Here is a 17,245-nt window from a genome sequence, read left to right as displayed (position 1 = left end):
GGTCCGCCGTCCCGAGCGACGCGCGGTGGACTCGGCGCCAAGTCCGTGACGGGCTTCCGGATGGCGCGGATCGCCCGTGAGCGGCCAAGTTGTGGGAGCGGTGTCGGCGGGAGCTGTGGCACATGTTCGTGGATGGAACTCTCCGTCCCGTCGTGCACGGGGAGTTCACCCTGGAGGACGCGGCGAAGGCGCACGAGGCGATCGAGGCGCGGAACAGCCTCGGAAAGGTGGTCCCGCGGCCCTGGACAGCCTCGACCGGCCCCTCCCCACCGCGCCCGCCCGCACACGCCCCATGGACCCCGCGCCGCACACCCACTAACGTCCCGACCCGTGCCCGAGGACGCACGAGCGCGCCAGTTGACCGGCACCGGCGTCGGCCTGCTGCTGACGCTGGTGCTCGCGGCCGTGGTGGTCACGGTCCTGCCCGGTGGCGACAGCGACAAGAACTCCGCCGACTGCATACCGCGTACCGTCCGCTCCTGGACCGCGGACGGCCCGCTGACCGCCGAGTTCGCCCGCTACGGCGACGATGTCACCCGTGCCGACGACTGGACCGGCGGCGACGGCACGCACTCGGTGCGGCTGCCCGACGGTCGGCTGCTGTGGCTGTTCTCCGACACCTATCTCGGCCAGGTGTACGGCCCGCCCAACCCGCTCGGTGAGCCGTACGCCTGGCGCGACGCCACCGCGCCCCTGGTGCGCAACTCGGGGGTGCTGATGCGCGGCGGCCGCCTGGAGGCCACGCTCCCCGCGCCGCTGTTCCCGGACCCGGCCCCGAACCAGTGGCGCTGGCCGGTCGCGGCCCGCGTCGAACCCCGCTCCCCCGGCTCCGACGAGCAGGTCGTGCGGGTGCTGCTGTGGGTGCGGACGGCCGGCCAGTACCCCTGGATCTACGGCGTTCCCACGGCCACCGAGGTCGCCACGCTCTCCTTGCCGGACCTGCGCGTCGAGTCGATCACGAAGGTCCTCGACCAGCAGCGGGTCCGGGACCCGTCCCGGCGGGTGCTGTTCGGGACCACGCTGGTCGAGGACGGCGAGTGGACGTACGTGTTCGGGGGCGACGACGGCCAGGCCGCGTCCCGGTCCGCCTCGTCGGCGTATGTGGCGCGGGTGCCGGAGGGTGGGCTCGCCGAGCCGGGCGCCTGGGAGTACTGGGACGGCGAGGCATGGACCACCGGGGCCCGGCCGCGCCCGGTGCTCGGTGACGGGCGGCGCACAGGGGTCGGCAGCGCCTTCTCCGTCGTACGCCACGACGGGACGTACGTGCTGTTCACCATGGCCGCGGGGACGAAGGGGCTCGCGGCCGTGACCTCGTACTGGGCCTGCTCCCCCATCGGGCCCTGGCACGGCCCGGCGAAGGACTTCACCGCCCCTCTGCCCGAGGGCCAGGTCGCCGCCTACAACCCGCAGGTGCACCCCGAACTCGGCGACTCCACAGGGCTGGTGCTCAGCTACGACGTCAACTGGCTGGAGGCGGCGGGCGCTTCGGCCCAGCTCAACCGGAACGTGTCGTTGTACCGACCGCGGTTCGTGACGCTGCGGCTCGGTCCGGGGCCGTGACCTCTTCCGGCTCCGGGTCGTGCGAGCGGCGCTTCGCGATCACCGCGCACACCATCAGCTGCATCTGGTGGAAGAGCATGAGCGGCAGCACGGCGAGCGAGGCGTGCGCCCCGAACAGGACACTGGCCATGGGCAGTCCGGAGGCGAGGGACTTCTTCGAGCCGGCGAACTGGATGGCGATGCGGTCCTCTCGGCCGAAGCGGAGCCCCTTGGAGCCGTACCAGGTCAGGGCCAGCATCAGGGCGAGCAGGACGGCCTCGACGATCATCAGCCCGCCCAGCCTGAGCGGGCTCACCTGGTGCCAGATGCCCTGGACCATGCCCTCGCTGAACGCGGTGTAGACGACCAGCAGGATCGAGCCGCGGTCGACGAGGCCGAGGACCTTCTTGTGGCGGGTGACGAAGGTGCCGATCCAGCGGCGCAGCAACTGCCCCGCCATGAACGGCACGAGCAGTTGGAGCACGATCTTCAGGAGCGAGTCGGCCGAGAACCCGCCGCCGCTGTTGCCGAGCAGGGCTGCGGCGAGGAGCGGGGTGATGACGATGCCGACCAGGGAGGAGAAGGAGCCGGCGCAGATCGCGGCGGGTACGTTGCCGCGGGCCATCGACGTGAACGCGATCGAGGACTGGATGGTGGAGGGGACCAGGGTGAGGAAGAGCAGGCCCTGGTAGAGCGGGTTCGTCAGCAGGACCGGGACGAGTCCGCGGGCGGCGAGGCCGAGCAGCGGGAAGATCAGGAACGTACAGGCGAGGACCGTGACGTGGAGTCGCCAGTGCTTGAGGCCGTCCAGCGCCTCGCGGGTGGAGAGGCGGGCGCCGTAGAGGAAGAAGAGGAAGGCGATCGCCGCCGTGGAGGCTCCTGAGGCCACGTCCGCGGTGGTCCCGCGCGCCGGTACGAGGGCCGCGAGGCCCACCGTGCCGAGCAGCAGCAGGATGTACGGGTCGACCGGCATCCAGGCCGGCCACTTCAGGCGCTTCACGGTGCTCCACTTACTCGTGTTCGACGGCGGTACGGGGACAGGGCGGACGCCGTCCCTCCGGGACAGGGGGTCCCCCTCCATCGTCCTCCTTCACCTCTTGATCGGGAATCCGGCATACCACTCTGACTGTCATCACGATCCGCGATAACCTGCGGACGTGTACGACCCGTCGCAGTTGCGCACGTTCCTGGCGGTGGCGCAGACGCTGAGCTTCACGCAGGCCGCCCGGCGGCTCGGACTGCGCCAGTCGACCGTGAGCCAGCACGTACGGCGTCTGGAGGACGCGGCAGGGCGGCAGCTGTTCACCCGGGACACCCACTCCGTGGAGCTGACCGAGGACGGCGAGGCGATGCTCGGTTTCGCGCGCCGGATCCTGGAGGTGCACGACCAGGCGACGGCGTTCTTCACCGGCACGCGTGTGCGGGGGCGGCTGCGGTTCGGGGCGTCGGAGGACTTCGTGCTGACCCGGCTGCCGGAGATCCTCGAGGGTTTCCGCCACGACCATCCCGAGGTCGACCTGGAGCTGACCGTCGAGTTGTCCGGGACGCTGCACGAGCAGCTCGCCGCCGGGAAGCTGGATCTGGTGCTGGCCAAGCGGCGGCCGGAGGATCCCCGGGGCGAGCTGGTGTGGCACGACCGGCTGGTGTGGATCGGGGCGGAGCGGCTCCGCGTGGACACCGACCGGGCTGTGCCGCTGATCGTCTATCCGCCGCCGGGGATCACTCGGGCGCTCGCGCTTGAGGCGCTGGAGCGGCAGGGGCGGGAGTGGCGGATCGTGTGCACGAGCGGGAGTCTCAACGGGCTGATCGCCGCGGCGCGGGCGGGGCTGGGGGTGATGGCCCATTCACGGGGGCTGGTGCCGCCCGGCCTGGTGCGGGTTCCCGAGCGGGCCGGGCTGCCGGAGCTGGGGCGGGTCGACTTCGTGCTGGTGCACGGGCGTCGGCGGACGGCCGCGCAGGGGGCGGCGGACGCGTTGGCCGCCGCCCTCCTGGCGGGCGGGGACCGGTTGCACCGGCGGTGAGTCCCTCGTCGGGGCGCGAGGGAGCACCCGCTCCGCGATCGCCTCGGGGCCGAACAGGGCGAACACCCCGTATCGGTGTGACACATATCCGGTCGGCGGCGCTGACGGAAGAGAGGGCCACACCTCGGGAGGGACCGTTTCTGCAAGGCCGCGAGGCGTAACCGGGTCGTACAGATTCGGTGGAGATTGCTCGGCCGAAACTCGCTCAACCGTCAGATTTCTGTCCGACCCTTCCCCATGTGAGGGTATTTTCCGGTACTGACCAGGCCATACGTGAGCACTGCTCGGCTTCGGCCCCCCTGCCGCCGGATGTCTCGGTGGGGTAGCTTTCACGGCGCTGCGCGAATCGTCACTGAGCGCCAGGGAGAGCGGGGAGCGGGGTTTGCGCGAGTTCACCAACCCTCCGTTGGCGTTGGCACCCCCCGTGGGCGGACTGGCCGACGTCGTCTTCGAGCATGCCCTCGACGAGCCGCACCACATCGCCCTCGGCCGCAAGGACGAGAGCGGACAGTGGCGCGACGTGACGTCCGCGGAGTTCCGCGACGAGGTCCTGGCGCTCGCCAAGGGGCTGCTCTCGCAGGGCATCCGCTTCGGCGACCGGGTCGCGATCATGTCCCGCACCCGCTACGAGTGGACACTGTTCGACTTCGCGCTGTGGACGATCGGCGCGCAGGTGGTGCCGGTCTACCCGACCTCCTCCGCCGAGCAGTGTTTCTGGGCGCTGTACGACGCCGAGTGCACGGCCGCCGTCGTGGAGCACGAGGACCACGCGATGACGATCGCCACGGTCATCGACCGGTTGCCGCAGCTGCGCCGGCTGTGGCAGCTGGACTCCGGCGCGGTGCAGGAGCTGTACGACGCGGGCGCCGCCATCGAGGACGAGGTGGTGCACCGCCACCGGCAGGCCGTCACCCCGGACTCGGTCGCGACGATCATCTACACGTCGGGCACCACCGGCCGTCCCAAGGGCTGTGTGATCACCCACGGCAACTTCATGTTCGAGTCGGACACCGTGATCGACCGCTGGGAGCCGGTGTTCCACTCCAAGAAGGGCGACGAGGCGGCGACCCTGCTGTTCCTGCCGCTCGCGCACGTCTTCGGGCGGATGGTGCAGGTCGCCGCGATCCGTGGCCGGGTGCGTTTCGGCCATCAGCCGCAGATGAACGCGGCCGCCCTGCTGCCGGACCTCGCCGCGTTCAAGCCGACGTTCTTCCTCGGGGTGCCGTACATCTTCGAGAAGGTCTTCAACGCCTCCCGCCGCAAGGCCGAGAAGGAGGGCAAGGCCGGGCCGTTCGAGAAGGCCGTCGACGTGGCGGTGAAGTACGCGGACGCCATGGAGGCCAAGGCCTGGGGTCTCGGTCCTGGCCCGTCGGCGGGGCTGCGGATGCAGCACCAGCTCTTCGACAAGCTCGTCTACTCCAAGATGCGGGCGGCGATGGGCGGCCGCATCAAACAGGCCATGACGGGCGGTTCCGCCATGGACCGCAAGCTGGGACTGTTCTTCGCCGGCGCGGGCGTCCACATCTACGAGGGATACGGCCTCACCGAGTCGACGGCGGCCGCCACCGCCAACCCGCCCGAGCGCACCCGCTACGGCACGGTGGGCCAGCCCATCCCGGGCATGACCGTGCACATCGCGGACGACGGCGAGATCTGGCTGTACGGCGACAACATCTTCCAGGGCTATCTCAACAACGAGAAGGCCACCGACGAGACCCTGCACGACGGCTGGCTCGCCACCGGTGACCTGGGCTCCCTCGACGAGGACGGCTATCTCACCATCACCGGCCGCAAGAAGGAGATCCTCGTCACCTCCGGCGGCAAGAGCGTCTCCCCCGGTGTGCTGGAGGAGCGGGTGCGCGACCATCCGCTGGTCTCGCAGTGCATCGTCGTGGGCAACGACCGCCCCTATATCGCGGCCCTGGTCACCCTCGACCAGGAGGCCGTGGAGCACTGGCTCGGCATGCACGACAAGCCGCTGATGGCCGCGGCCCAGCTGGTGCGGGACGCGGACCTGGAGACCGAGGTGCGGCGGGCGGTGGTGGCCGCCAACACCCTGGTCTCGCAGGCCGAGTCGATCCGCACGTTCCGTATCCTCGCGCAGCCCTTCACCGAGGAGCACGGACTGCTGACCCCGTCGCTGAAGCTGAAGCGCAAGGCGATAGAGACGGCCTACGCCGACGAGGTCGAGGCGCTGTACCAGGCCTGACGGTCCGTCAACTGATCGTCAGGCGAAAGATCTTGTCCGCTCCGTCCGCCGCTCCTCCGTTGTTGTCGCAGTTGGTGGTCGACAGCCACAGCTGGTCGGCGCCTGGCACCTTGGTGACCGTGCGCAGCCGGCCGTAGGTGCCCACGTAGTACGCGGACGGCGTGCCGACGCTCTCGCTGTCGCCGCTGATCGGGATCCGCCACAGCCGCTCGCCGCGCAGGGAGGCCATGTAGACGACGTTGCGCACGATGGCGATGCCGCTCGGCGAGGCCTCCGAGACGTTCCAGGTGGCCTTCGGGTTGGTCATCCCGGCGGTGGAGCAGGTGCCCTCGCAGGTCGGCCAGCCGTAGTTGGCGCCGGGCTTGATCAGGTTCAGTTCGTCCTTGGAGCTGTTGCCGAACTCCGCTTCCCACAGGCGGCCGCCCCGGTCGAAGGCGAGGCCCTGCGGGTTGCGGTGGCCGAGGCTGTAGACGAGGTTGCCGAACGGGTTGCCCGGGGCCGGTTTCCCGTCCGTGGTCATGCGCAGGATCTTGCCGTTGAGGGAGTCCTTGTCCTGCGCCAGGTCGGGTGTCTGCGCCTCGCCGGTGGAGACGTAGAGGTAGCCGTCGGGGCCGAAGGCGAGGCGGCCGCCGTTGTGGTAGCGGTTCTTCTTGATGCCCTGCAGGAGGACCGTGTAGTCGCTCAGGGCGGTCCCGTCGTACGTCATGCGGACCACGCGGTTGCCCTCGGACGCGGTGTGCATGAAGTAGACGTGGTGGTTCGTCTCCCACTTCGGGTCGACGGCGACGCCGAGCAGTCCGCCCTCGCCGTTGGTGGTGACGGCGTTCGGGACGGTGCCGACCTGCGTCCTCGTGCCGTCCTTGGTCACCTTCCAGACCCGGAAGTCGTCCCGCTCGGTGACCAGCGCGGTCTTGCCGTCGGGCATCCAGAAGATGCCCCAGGGGATCGTCCAGCCGGAGGAGAGAGTGGCGACGGACGACGGGACGCCCCCGTCGGTGGCGCACGCCTTCGTGGTGAAGGTGACCGTGTTGCTCGCCTGCGAGACATTGCCGGCCGCGTCACGGGCGACGACGTTCAGGCTGTACGGGCTGTTGCAGGCCAGTCCGGTCAGCGTGGTCGAGGTGCCGGTCGTGACGGACTTGTAGACGGTGGTGTCACTGCGCACGTCGTAACCGGCGACCGCCCGGTCGTCCGTGGAGGCGCCCCAGCTCAGTGCGGCGCTGTTCACCGTGACGTCCGCCGCGGACAGGGTGCCGGGTTTGCTCGGCGGGGTGGTGTCGGAGCTGGGTTTGGTGGTGCAGTCGACGACGGGACTCGCGGGGGACGTGTTGCCGGCCGCGTCGCGGGCGATGACGGTGAGGTTGTAGGTGGTACCGGGAGTGAGGCCGGTGAGCGCCTTGCTGGTCGAACCGCCGGGCGCCTCACCGATCTTGTTGCCGTGCTCGTAGAGGTCGTACGCCGTCACGCCCACGTTGTCCGTGGCGGCACCCCAGGCCAGCGTGAGCCCGTCCTCGCCGATGCCGGAGCAGCTGGGCTGCCCGGGGCGGCTCGGGGCCTGGGAGTCGGTGGCCGCGTCGACGCCGATGCGGTCGAGGTTGGGGCCTCCGGCGGCGGTGGTCGCGGTCGCGCGGATCTTGGCGGAGCCCGCCGTGAGCGGGACGTCGACGGTCTTGGTGGCCCAGGTGTTCCAGTCGGCGGTGGCCGGGAAGGAGACGGCCGACGACACGACCGTGCCGTTCACGGAGATGTCCATGGGCCGGTCGGTCGCGGTCCCGTTGGCGTAGCGGAAGGTGACGGCTGTGGTGCCCGCGGAGGCGGCGCTCACCGTGAACTCCACGTACGAGCCTTGGACGTTGGTGTAGTCGACGAAGCCTGTGCCCGTGTAACCGGTGTGGTTGGTGGCCACCGTGCCCTGCACGACGGTGGCGTCCTCGGCCTGGTAGTCGGTGGCCGCGAGCGCGGTGCCCTGGCTCAGGCCGGCGAGCGGCAGGGCGAGGGCGGCGACGAGGCCGTAGGGCAGAAGTCTGTTGATTTTCACGGTAGTTCCCTTCAGCCCGTGTACTGGGTGAAGACCTTGAGGTAGTCGTACGGCTGCTGCGACACACCGCTGCAGGAGTCGCCGTCGGTGCCCGAGCCACAGGGGCGGTCGCGGTTGACGGACCAGTAGGTGAGGCGCCCGATGTGGTGCTGCTGGGCGTAGGCGAGCATGGTCTTGAAGTCGGCGACGCGGACGCGTTCACCGGAGTCGTCGGTCTTTCCGTTCATCGACGACAGGCCGATGTGGGCGTAGGCGGCGGTGTCGCCGTAGCCGTAGGCCGACTTGACGCGGGCCTTGAGTCCTTCCATGGCCTGCGTGGTGAGGGTGCCCATGTTCGTGGTGCCGCCGCCGAAGTCGAACGGCATGATGCACCAGACGTCGTTCGCCAGGCCCGAGTTGGCGGCCCGCTTGATCATGTCGACGCCTGTGGAGTCGGGGCCGCTGGTCGTGGTGCCGAAGGTGATGACGGTCTTCAGGCCCGGGTTGTTCGCCTTGACCGTCTTCAGCGCGTCGACCACCCGCTGCCGTACGGTCGCGTTCGACCACTCGGTGTTCTCGATGTCGATGTCGAGGGCCTTCAACTGGTAGGCGTTGATCACTTTCTGGTAGGCACCGGCGAGCGCCGAGGCGCTGGAGCACTTCTCGCCGAGCTTCGCTCCGCTCCAGCCGCCCACGGAGACCATCACGTCCCCGCCGGCTCCTCTGATCGCGTTGATCCTCGCCTGGTCGTCGCCGCCGGTGAGCGCGCGGGAGCCGTCCCACTTGGGGTTGCAGGTGCCGTCCGAGAGAACGAAGGCGAGCGTGAACCACTTGACGCCGGTCGCGGACATCACGGCCGTGGGGTTCTGGGGGCTGCCCCAGCCGAGGTACTCGTAGGGGGCGACGGCCATGCCGGGTGAAGCCGCCGCCGTCTTCAGGGAGTTGACGGGCTTGACGCGGATGAGCCGGGTCTCGCCCGGGCGCAGGGTCGCGCTGTAGGAGTCCGCGATCACGCCCTTGTGCGCGCCGGACCACAGGTCGGTGACGTCACCGGAGCCGGTGAAGCCGACCTGCGACCAGTCCACGCTCACGGTCGCGTTGCCCGAGGTGCCGGTGTTGAACAGGGCCACGACGTACTGTCCGTCGCTCTCCTTCTTGCTCCAGACCTGCCGCACACCGCTGTTGACGATCCGCTTGGCCGCGACCCCGTCCTGGTCGACGCCGATCAGCCGGTCGTTGGTCAGCATCGCCTTGTCGACGGAGTCGAGCTGGGTGAGGTCGGTGCCGAGCAGCAGCGGCGAGGCCGCCATCGCCCACAGGGTGAAGTGGGATCGCCGCTGATCGGCGGTCAGGCCCACCTGGTCACCATTGCCGATCTCCAGCGAGTCCAGGTCGTTCCAGCCGCCCGGTCCGGCGTACGGCTGCCAGGAGGCGGCCGCGTCGAAGCGCTTGGAGACGTGGGACCAGTCGGTGAGCGGATAGCCGCTGCCGTTGGAGCCGGGGCCGCAGTAGCACTCCACATCACCCTGGGTGCGCCAACTGTTCGCCAGTTTGCGCCAGGTGGTGGCGTCGGCGATCGGAAGGTTGTTGGAGAGCGCGTAGTTGATGGGCCGTCCGCTCGTCCTGAGTGCCTTGTCCCAGGCCTGGACGTCGGGGATGTCGGCACTGCCCACCCCGTCGATCTTCAGGTAGTCGACTCCCCAGGAAGCGAACTGCTTGGCCCAGGAGTTGACGAACTCCTGGGCGCCCGGCTTGGAGTAGTCGATGTAGTACATGTTCTTGCAGTTGTAGTTCTTCTCGGTCTTCGAGGTGTCCGCGATGTCCTTCGCGTGGTACGGGGTGCCCTCGATCGGCGTGTTCTTCGTGACGGCGTTCTTCGCGATGCCCGGGGTCACGTAGAAGCCGAACTTCAGGCCCTTGGAGTGGACGTAGTCGGCCAGGGCTTTGATCCCGCCGGGGAACTTGGCCGGGTCGACGGCCCAGCGGCCGTAATCGTCAACGACGAAGCCGTTGGAGTCGCACTTCTGCCAGAAGTCGTCGAGGTTGACGTACACGAAGCCGTGGTTCTTGAGGCCACTGGCGACCAGCGCGTCGGCCTGCGCCCTGATCTTCGCCTCGGTCGGCGTGCGGCGCACGAAACTCCAGCTGGACCAGCCCATGGCGGGCCGGACGGACTGGCCGTTGTCGGAGGCGGCCGCCGGGTGGGCGGTGCCCACCAGCGGCACCAGCGCGGCGAGGAGCAGGCCCGCCACCGTGGCCGTGAGCGATCTGATCCGGATCATGACTGTCCCCCGTTCGCGGGTGTGGCGTACGACGTGCCGATCCACGCCTCGTCGATGCGCAGTCGCTTGTAGCGGGTGGTGTCGGTGGAGGCGGCCCAGATGGTGTCGACCTCCAGGCGGACGTACCGGGCGTTGGCCGCGGTGAGGTCAACGCCCTGGATTCCGCGCCGACTTGGCAGCTGCCCGGTCTTGACCGCGCTCCCCCAGGTCGAGCCGTCGTCGCTCAGGTACACCTTGTAGTCCTTGATCCGCGCGGACTGCTCGGTGTCCGAGCGCGCGTAGGCGACGGAGTCCTCACGCTGGTTGAGGCCGAGGTACTGCACCTTCTTCGCCGAGCCGAGGTCGAAGGTGAGGTTCACCGGGAGCGTCTTGTTGCTGTCCCAGTAGGTGAGGTAGTCGCGGTCGCCGGCCGCCTGGCCCGTGTGCCCGCTCGCCGAGGCGCTCGCGCTCACCTTGACGCCGGTGAGGATGCCCTGGCGGCCGGCGGTGGTGACCTTGAAGACGGTGTCGTACGGGTCCCAGGCGCCGAGCCCGGTCAGGGTGAGTACCCCTGCGGACTGGGACCACGAAACCGCCTTGCCGGTACGGAGGTTGGTGACCGAGGCGATGCGGTATCCGTTGTCCCGCACGCGCAGGGTGCTGGTGCTCGGCGGGGTCAGGACGTGCACGTACTGCCGGTTGGCGTCGTCCTTCGCGATGGTCGTGACGCCGTGGGCACCGTCGTTCCAGGCGCCGGGTTTGAGGCCGCCGTACATGTAGCCGCCACCCTCGGTGCCGTGCAGGGACTCCCAGATGGGGTCGAGGTAGGAGTCGGCGAAGGTGTTGAAGGCGGCCTGGTTGGCCGGGAATGTGCCGTTGACCTGGGCGGTCTCCGCCATCAGCGCCTTCACCGACGAGCCCGTGTTGGTGATCAGGCGGCCGAGGGTGAGCGCGCGGTCGACGGAGGGGTCCGTGCCGCCGTACCACCAGGCACCGGTCGAGGGGAGCTTGAAGTCGGCCTCGGTCAGGCGGGGTTGGGCGGTGTAGACGGCCTGCGGGTAGTCGTAGGCGGGGGTCATGCCCGTCTTCTGCTCATTGCTGATCATGTCCATGATCGGCGTGTCTTCGTTGTTGTTGCTGAGCGTGTAGTTCGGGCGCTTGTCGTAGATCTGCTGGTAGAGGTCGTGGCTCTCCCAGTAGGAGCTGTCGTTGTCGATCCAGAAGCCGCCGAGGTCGGGATAGCGGTCCATGACCTCGAAGAAGTTGTCGTAACTGAACTGCCCGAAGCCGTCGTTGGTGGTCAGGTCGACGTTCTTGCCCTTGTAGGAGGAGTACGCGGCCGAGTCGAGCCACTCGTGGCCGCCCTCGTCGTGCCACTGAGGGTCGTTGGTCATGTAGAGGATGACCTTCATGCCCTTGGCCTTGGCGGCCGTGACCAGCTCGCCGAGGAAGTCCCGCTTGGTGGAACAGGATCCGGGGATCTCGGAGGGCCAGGGGCGGGCGTAGCCGAGGCGGCTGTGGAAGCTGGCGAGGACGAGGTACTGGGTGTGCAGCTTCTGGGCCTCCTTCACCCAGTAGTCGGGACTCCAGCCACCGTTCGTGACGTCGTTCTCCCAGACCGTGCAGCTGGTGTGGGCGGGCGCGGTGCGCAGACCCCAGTGCAGGAAGAGGCCGCCGACGGAGTTGCGCAGGAAGTCCTGACGGGGGTTATCGAGGTCGAGAGGCTTCACCCCCGTGCTGCCGCAGTCCTGGCTTCCCGAGACCCGCAGGGCGCCCCCGGAGGTGTTGTGACTGTCCGTCAGGCAGACGCCGGAGGCGTCCTGGAGGCCGACGTCGTAAGGGGAGCCGCCGCCCTTCTGCGCTGTGAACCGGGTGAGCCGGATGCCGTCGGCCGCGTTGGCGATGAAGGCGGGTCGTCCGTCGTCCGCGGCGAGCTTGACCGAGCTGTCGGTGAAGCGGATGTCGTCGGCGTTGTGGAGGTACCAGCCGTAGGTCGGCCGGGTGCCGATGGCCTTGGGGTTGTAGTCGTTCGGGTCGTTGGCCGGCACGCCGGTGGACATGGTGCCGTTGCCGCCCGGGACCGTGATGTCGACGTTGGTGAAGGTCACGCCCTTGATGCGGTGGCCGGTCTCACCCCACAGGGTCGGGCTGAAGGACGGGCTGCTGCCGGTGGCCGTGATGTCGTCGTACGTGATGTCGCTGATCGATCCGACTCCGGGACTGTCGCCGCACCGTTTTCGCGTGCCGATCTTCTGCATGATCGGCGAGTGGACGTTCGTCATCGTGATGTCGCGGTAGTGGACGTCGGAGATCTTCGCGCCGTCCATCGACACCATGCCGAGGCCGGACTTGTCGGCGCCGTCGATACGGATGTTCTCGAACCGGTAGTCCGAGAAGTCGCCGCAGGTCTCCGAGCCGAACATGAGGGCGTTGCAGCAACGGGCGGACAGGAAGCTGTCGTTGACGCGGACGTGGCCGTTGGGGAGCTTGGCGCCGAGGGCGTAGTCGCTCTTGAAGACCAGGGCGTCGTCGTTGGCCCTGATGTTCGCGTTGGTCACCGTGACGTTCGTCGTGGAGATGATGTTCCAGCCGTCGCGGTCGCTCGCGGTGTCGATGGTCAGGTGGTCCGAGGTCACGTTCGTGCAGCCGTTGACGAGCGCCGCGAAGTGGCCGCCGCGGCGGAGGGTCAGGCCGTCGCCGATCGTGAGTCCGTCGCACCGGGTCAGGGAGATGATCTTGTCGGCCTCGCCGGACTTCGGGTTGCCGGTGATCAGGTTGCCCATGCCGTCGATGACGCCCTCGCCGACGAAGCCGATGTCGGTCAGCCGGTCGCCGTGGATCATCGCGTCGCGGAAGTGGCTGTGCCCGTAGTCCTGGTACTCGTCGTACGCATTGGACTCGGCCTTGTCGTAGGTGTCGGCGCTGGAGCCCTGGAGGGTGGCGCCCTTGTCGAGCCGGAGCGTCACATGGCTCTTCATGTGGATGGTGTTCTTCGACTTGTAGTCACCGGGCGGGAAGCGGACGACTCCGCCGCCGACCGCTGAACTCGCGGCGGTGATGGCCTTGTTGACGGCGGGGGTGTCGTTGGCGGAGCCGTCGCCCTTGGCGCCGTAGTCACGGACGTCGAAGACGGCGGCAGCCTGGGACGGGTCCTGCCGGGCGGCCGGGACCGCCGGGTGGCCGAGTCCGAGGACGAGAGCGACGACGAAGAGGACGATCGCCGCCGCGCGTGCGCGTGGATCAGTGGGGGGTTTCAAGGTGACGGCTCCTCAGACGAGTTGGTAGCCGCGCAGGTTGGTCAGCAGCAGATAGGTGTTCTGGAGGGAGCCGGAGGTGTCGCCGAGGGAGCGGTAGATGCCCCACTTCGGGCGGACGCGGTCGGCCAGGAAGGTGTCGACGCCGGTCTTGGACGCGTCGATGACGGTCGAGCCGCCGGACTTCAGGATCCAGCGGACCGAACCCGCCGAGCCGTCGCCGACCTTGATCTGGAAGTCGACGTCGGTCCACTTGTCGTGCAGCGGGTCCAGGTCGGTACGGCCGACGAGGATGTCGTCGATGGCGAGCTTCAGCTCGATGGTCTGCTTGCCGTTCACCCGGCGCAGGGACTGCACGACGATCGGCGAGGTGCCGCTGCCGGGCTGCTTCATCTGCATGATGTGGGTGAAGGTGGTGGTCGCCTTCAGGGAGCTCGGGATGTACATCGAGTAGGTGAGCCGCCAGGTCTGGCCCTTCGTCCACTTCAGGTAGTTGCTTCCGCTGCCGTTGCGCAGCCCTGTGACCTCCTGGCGCTGGCGGTCGGTGGAGGTGTCGCGGTCGACGGTGTGCATGTCGAAGCGCCAGTTGTTGCCGGTGGCGTAGATGTGCGGCGATCCGGCGGGGTGCGAGTCGGCGCGGTCGTCCTCGATCGTCTCGAAGGCGCCCAGGCCGTCGCCGCTCGCGGACGGGGCCCACTTCTGCTGCCAGGAGGCGGCGTGGGCGGTGGTCGCCTGCGGCAGACCGACCGCGGCCGCCGTGGCACCGCCCAGCGCGGCGCCCAGCAGCGCCCTTCGCGATGAGTTCATGACACTAATCACCTCGCAGTTGTTCGTTCATGATCAGGAAGGCGCCCAGGCCGTGGAAGTCGTTGACGGCCCGGGTGCGGGCGACGTAGTACGCGTAGTCTCCGACGTTCGTGCCGACCGAGACGTCGGCGAGTTCGGTACGGCCGTCGGAGCCGACCGACAGCTTCGCCAGGACCCCCTGGTAACCGCGCCGGGCCACGGCGGCGTAGCGCGGGGCCAGATAGCCGCGCTCGGCGCCGCGCGAGAGGGCGTAGGTGAACATGCTGGAGCAGGACGTCTCGGTCCAGTTGTCGCTCCGGCCGCCCTTGTCGATCACCTGGAACCAGCGGCCGGTCGCCGGGTCCTGGTACTTCTCGAGCCCGGCCGCCAGCTTCCGCAGGATCGCGAGGAGTTGGGGACGCCGGGGCTGGTCCGCCGGAACGGCGTCGAGGACGTTGACGATGGCCATGGAGTACCAGCCGACGGCCCGGCACCAGTGCTCGGGGGCGAGCCCGGTCTCCGGATCGGCCCAGCTCACGCTCTTCGACTCGTCGTAGGCGTGCCTCAGCAGCCCGTTCGCGACCTGGAGATGGCCGCCGTAGACGGCGAGTTGCCGCACCGCCTCGGCGTCCGTGCCGTCGCTGTCGCCGAACTCCGCGCCGTACTCGACGAGGAACGGGTTCACCATGTAGACGCCGTCCGCCCAGAGTTGGTGGGCGCGGCTCGCGGTGTCGGCGTGCCAGAAGCCGCCGTCGTCCGTGCGCGGGTAGGTGGCGAGGCGGTCGAGGATCTTGCGCGCGGCCGTGCGGTAGCGGACCTCGCCCGTCTCGTGATGGAGGATCACCAGCAGCCGGCCCGCCTGCATGCTGTCCAGGCTGTTGAACGACTGGCCGATGGAGCCGTCGGCGCCGACGAATCGGTCGACATAGCTCTTGATGTACGCGAGGTAGCGGGCGTCGTGCGTGCGCCGGTAGGTGAGGTACTGGCCGTAGAGATACAGGCCGACCGGGTAGGACCAGCCTCCGATGGTGCTCGGTGTGTAGCGGGTCATGGTGGAGTCGACCATGGCGACGGACCAGTCCCGGTCCGGGCCCGGGCCGGTGGGCGGGGGTGCGGCCGCCGGCAGGGTGACCAGGGTCATGGCGGCGAGTGCGAGGGTCGTCAGTGCCGAACGCAGACGACGGCGTCTCATGTTCCTCCCTCTCCGTGAGTCAGGAGACACGGGAAACATCGGATGAAAGCCAACACGGATTCACATACATGAACTGAGTTCAGGATTCCGCCCGTTGGCGCGATCCAGAGTCGCGGCAGGACCATCGGCGGTCAATGGTCTGTACCGAAGAGGTCGGATGCATTTCCGGCCAATTTCGGCCATCGCCTGCTGAGCGGCGGGTCAGTTCGGACGGATTCCGCGGTCAGGAATGCATCACGGCTCGTGATCGTTGACGATAGGAGTGCCATCTGACGACAACCGTAAGGATCAAGAGCTCGTGAGCAGCAAGGTCCCCCCGATCATCCTCAACAACGGCGTCGAGATGCCCCAGCTGGGTTTCGGCGTCTGGCAGGTGCCGGACGACGAGGCTGAGCGCGCGGTCACCTCGGCGTTGGAGGCCGGGTACCGCAGCATCGACACAGCGGCGATCTACGGCAATGAAGAGGGCACCGGAAAGGCCATCGCGGCCTCCGGAGTGGCCCGTGAGGACATCTTCGTCACCACAAAGCTCTGGAACGGCGACCAGGGCTACGACTCGACCCTGCGCGCCTTCGACACCTCGCTGGACAAGCTCGGCCTGGAGTACGTGGACCTGTATCTGATCCACTGGCCGACGCCCGCCCGCGACCTGTTCGTCGACACCTACAAGGCGTTCGAGAAGCTGCACGCCGACGGCCGGGTCAAGGCGATCGGTGTCTCCAACTTCGAACCCGACCACCTGGAGCGGCTGATCGCCGAGACGTCCGTCGTCCCGGCCGTCGACCAGATCGAGCTGCACCCGCACCTTCAGCAGCACGCGGCCCGCGAGTACCACGCGGAGCACGGCATCGCCACCGAGGCCTGGTCGCCGCTCGGCTCCGGCAAGGGCCTCCTTGAGGTCCCGGCCATCGTGGCCATCGCCCGCAAGCACGACCGCACCCCGGCCCAGATCGTGCTGCGCTGGCACCTCCAGCTCGGCAACGTCGTGATCCCGAAGTCCGTGACCCCGTCCCGGATCAAGGAGAACATCGAGGTCTTCGACTTCACCCTGGACGCCGAGGACCTGGCGGCGATCAGCGCGCTCGACGAGGACCGGCGCCTCGGCCCGGACCCGTCGACGTTCAACAACGCCTGACGGCAGGCCGGTTCGGCCGGCGGTGCATCACCCCGCGGCTTGTCGCCGCTCGGGTGACGCACCGCCGGCCGTCGTGCGTGCGGGCGGCCCCGGGTCAGTTGGGCTGCCCGATCGGCCGTACGACGACGGTGTTGATGTCGACGCCCTCGGGCTGCCGTACGGCCCACACGATCGACTCGGCGATCTGGTCGGCGGTGAGGAGATGGCCGGGCGGAAGGCTGCCGTAGCCGTCCCAGAAGGGCGTCTCCACGCGGCCCGGGGCGACCAGGGTGACGCCGACGCCGAACCCGGTGACCTCGCGGCGGGTGTTCTCGGCGAGCCCGGTCACCGCCCACTTGGTCGCCCCGTAGATGTTGCCCGGGGTGTTGACGAACCCGGCCACGCTGCCGATCAGGACGATCCGGCCGCGGGTCTCCTTGAGCGCGTCGATGGAGGCGCGGACGAGGAGGGCGGGGCCGAGGACGTTGGTGAGCACCATCTCGGTCCAGCCGGCCGGGTCGCCCTCGGCGACCGAGTCATGGGTGGCGAAACCGGCGTTGGCGACGACCGTGTCCAGCCGGCCGAACTCCTTGAGCGTACGGTCGACCGCCGACCGGATGTCGTCGTAGTCGGCGGCGTTCCCGACGAACGTGAGCAGCCCGTCCGGGTTTCCGAGCTCCTCGGCGAAGGCGCGCAGACGCGGCTCACCGCGTCCGGTGACGGCCACCCGGTGCCCCGCGTCGAGCAGTTGCCGTGCGACCGCGGCGCCGATGCCGCTGCCGCCGCCGGTGATGAGCGCGACCGGTGAGTCGGGCATGGCTTCCCCCTGTGTTCGGTTGTGGTCCCGTGGAC

Annotated in this window: 11 protein-coding genes and 1 pseudogene; 5 read left to right on the top strand and 7 right to left on the bottom strand. The window is 69.0% G+C overall.

Annotated features, from left to right (window positions below; genetic code table 11):
• Positions 1-30 precede the first annotated feature (30 nt).
• Together ACFYRX_RS34830 and ACFYRX_RS34825 are read left to right on the top strand one after the other, a co-directional pair.
• Positions 31-242, top strand: a pseudogene (locus ACFYRX_RS34830) (zinc-binding dehydrogenase); the annotation flags it as partial.
• An 88-nt stretch (positions 243-330) separates the two neighbouring features.
• On the top strand, positions 331-1,560 hold the full coding sequence (locus ACFYRX_RS34825) for a DUF4185 domain-containing protein (protein WP_389108641.1): 1,230 nt from the start codon (positions 331-333) through the stop codon (positions 1,558-1,560).
• Here the strand turns inward: ACFYRX_RS34825 and ACFYRX_RS34820 are convergent.
• The gene (locus ACFYRX_RS34820; protein WP_389108734.1) at positions 1,496-2,512 is read right to left on the bottom strand and encodes a bile acid:sodium symporter family protein; all 1,017 of its coding nucleotides are present in this window, start codon (positions 2,510-2,512) and stop codon (positions 1,496-1,498) included. The genes ACFYRX_RS34825 and ACFYRX_RS34820 overlap by 65 nt on opposite strands.
• Before the next feature lie 184 nt (positions 2,513-2,696).
• Here ACFYRX_RS34820 and ACFYRX_RS34815 point away from each other — a divergent pair, with 184 nt between their 5' ends.
• On the top strand, positions 2,697-3,560 hold the full coding sequence (locus ACFYRX_RS34815; protein ID WP_389108638.1) for a LysR substrate-binding domain-containing protein: 864 nt from the start codon (positions 2,697-2,699) through the stop codon (positions 3,558-3,560).
• 382 nt (positions 3,561-3,942) lie between these two features.
• Complete coding sequence (locus ACFYRX_RS34810) at positions 3,943-5,769, top strand: AMP-dependent synthetase/ligase (protein WP_389108635.1); 1,827 nt, start codon at positions 3,943-3,945, stop codon at positions 5,767-5,769.
• A 7-nt stretch (positions 5,770-5,776) separates the two neighbouring features.
• Here the strand turns inward: ACFYRX_RS34810 and ACFYRX_RS34805 are convergent, their stop codons facing one another.
• Genes ACFYRX_RS34805 through ACFYRX_RS34785 form a run of 5 tightly spaced genes read right to left on the bottom strand, consistent with a single transcriptional unit; the run spans position 5,777 to position 15,279 of the window.
• Complete coding sequence (locus tag ACFYRX_RS34805; RefSeq protein ID WP_389108632.1) at positions 5,777-7,807, bottom strand: PQQ-dependent sugar dehydrogenase; 2,031 nt, start codon at positions 7,805-7,807, stop codon at positions 5,777-5,779.
• An 11-nt stretch (positions 7,808-7,818) separates the two neighbouring features.
• Complete coding sequence (locus ACFYRX_RS34800) at positions 7,819-10,068, bottom strand: alpha-galactosidase (protein WP_389108629.1); 2,250 nt, start codon at positions 10,066-10,068, stop codon at positions 7,819-7,821.
• A complete protein-coding gene (locus ACFYRX_RS34795; RefSeq protein ID WP_389108626.1) occupies positions 10,065-13,304 on the bottom strand; it encodes a glycosyl hydrolase family 28 protein in 3,240 nt (1,079 codons plus the stop codon). The genes ACFYRX_RS34800 and ACFYRX_RS34795 overlap by 4 nt, the downstream gene beginning before the upstream one ends.
• A 12-nt stretch (positions 13,305-13,316) precedes the next feature.
• Positions 13,317-14,108 (bottom strand): Tat pathway signal sequence domain protein, encoded by a 792-nt coding sequence (locus ACFYRX_RS34790; protein ID WP_389108624.1) that lies wholly within the window; start codon positions 14,106-14,108, stop codon positions 13,317-13,319.
• A gap of 4 nt (positions 14,109-14,112) precedes the next feature.
• A complete protein-coding gene (locus tag ACFYRX_RS34785) occupies positions 14,113-15,279 on the bottom strand; it encodes a glycoside hydrolase family 105 protein (RefSeq protein WP_389108621.1) in 1,167 nt (388 codons plus the stop codon).
• A 298-nt stretch (positions 15,280-15,577) separates the two neighbouring features.
• Here ACFYRX_RS34785 and ACFYRX_RS34780 point away from each other — a divergent pair, with 298 nt between their 5' ends.
• Complete coding sequence (locus tag ACFYRX_RS34780; RefSeq protein ID WP_389108618.1) at positions 15,578-16,414, top strand: aldo/keto reductase; 837 nt, start codon at positions 15,578-15,580, stop codon at positions 16,412-16,414.
• Positions 16,415-16,508: 94 nt separating this feature from the next.
• Here ACFYRX_RS34780 and ACFYRX_RS34775 read toward each other — a convergent pair whose 3' ends face one another.
• Positions 16,509-17,210 (bottom strand): SDR family oxidoreductase, encoded by a 702-nt coding sequence (locus ACFYRX_RS34775; RefSeq protein ID WP_389108615.1) that lies wholly within the window; start codon positions 17,208-17,210, stop codon positions 16,509-16,511.
• Positions 17,211-17,245 lie beyond the last annotated feature (35 nt).

It is taken from the genome of Streptomyces sp. NPDC005374 (assembly GCF_042872225.1).
Taxonomy (GTDB): domain Bacteria; phylum Actinomycetota; class Actinomycetes; order Streptomycetales; family Streptomycetaceae; genus Streptomyces.
Note: the sequence above shows the minus strand (reverse complement) of the source record. Positions and strands in the feature narration are given on the sequence as shown.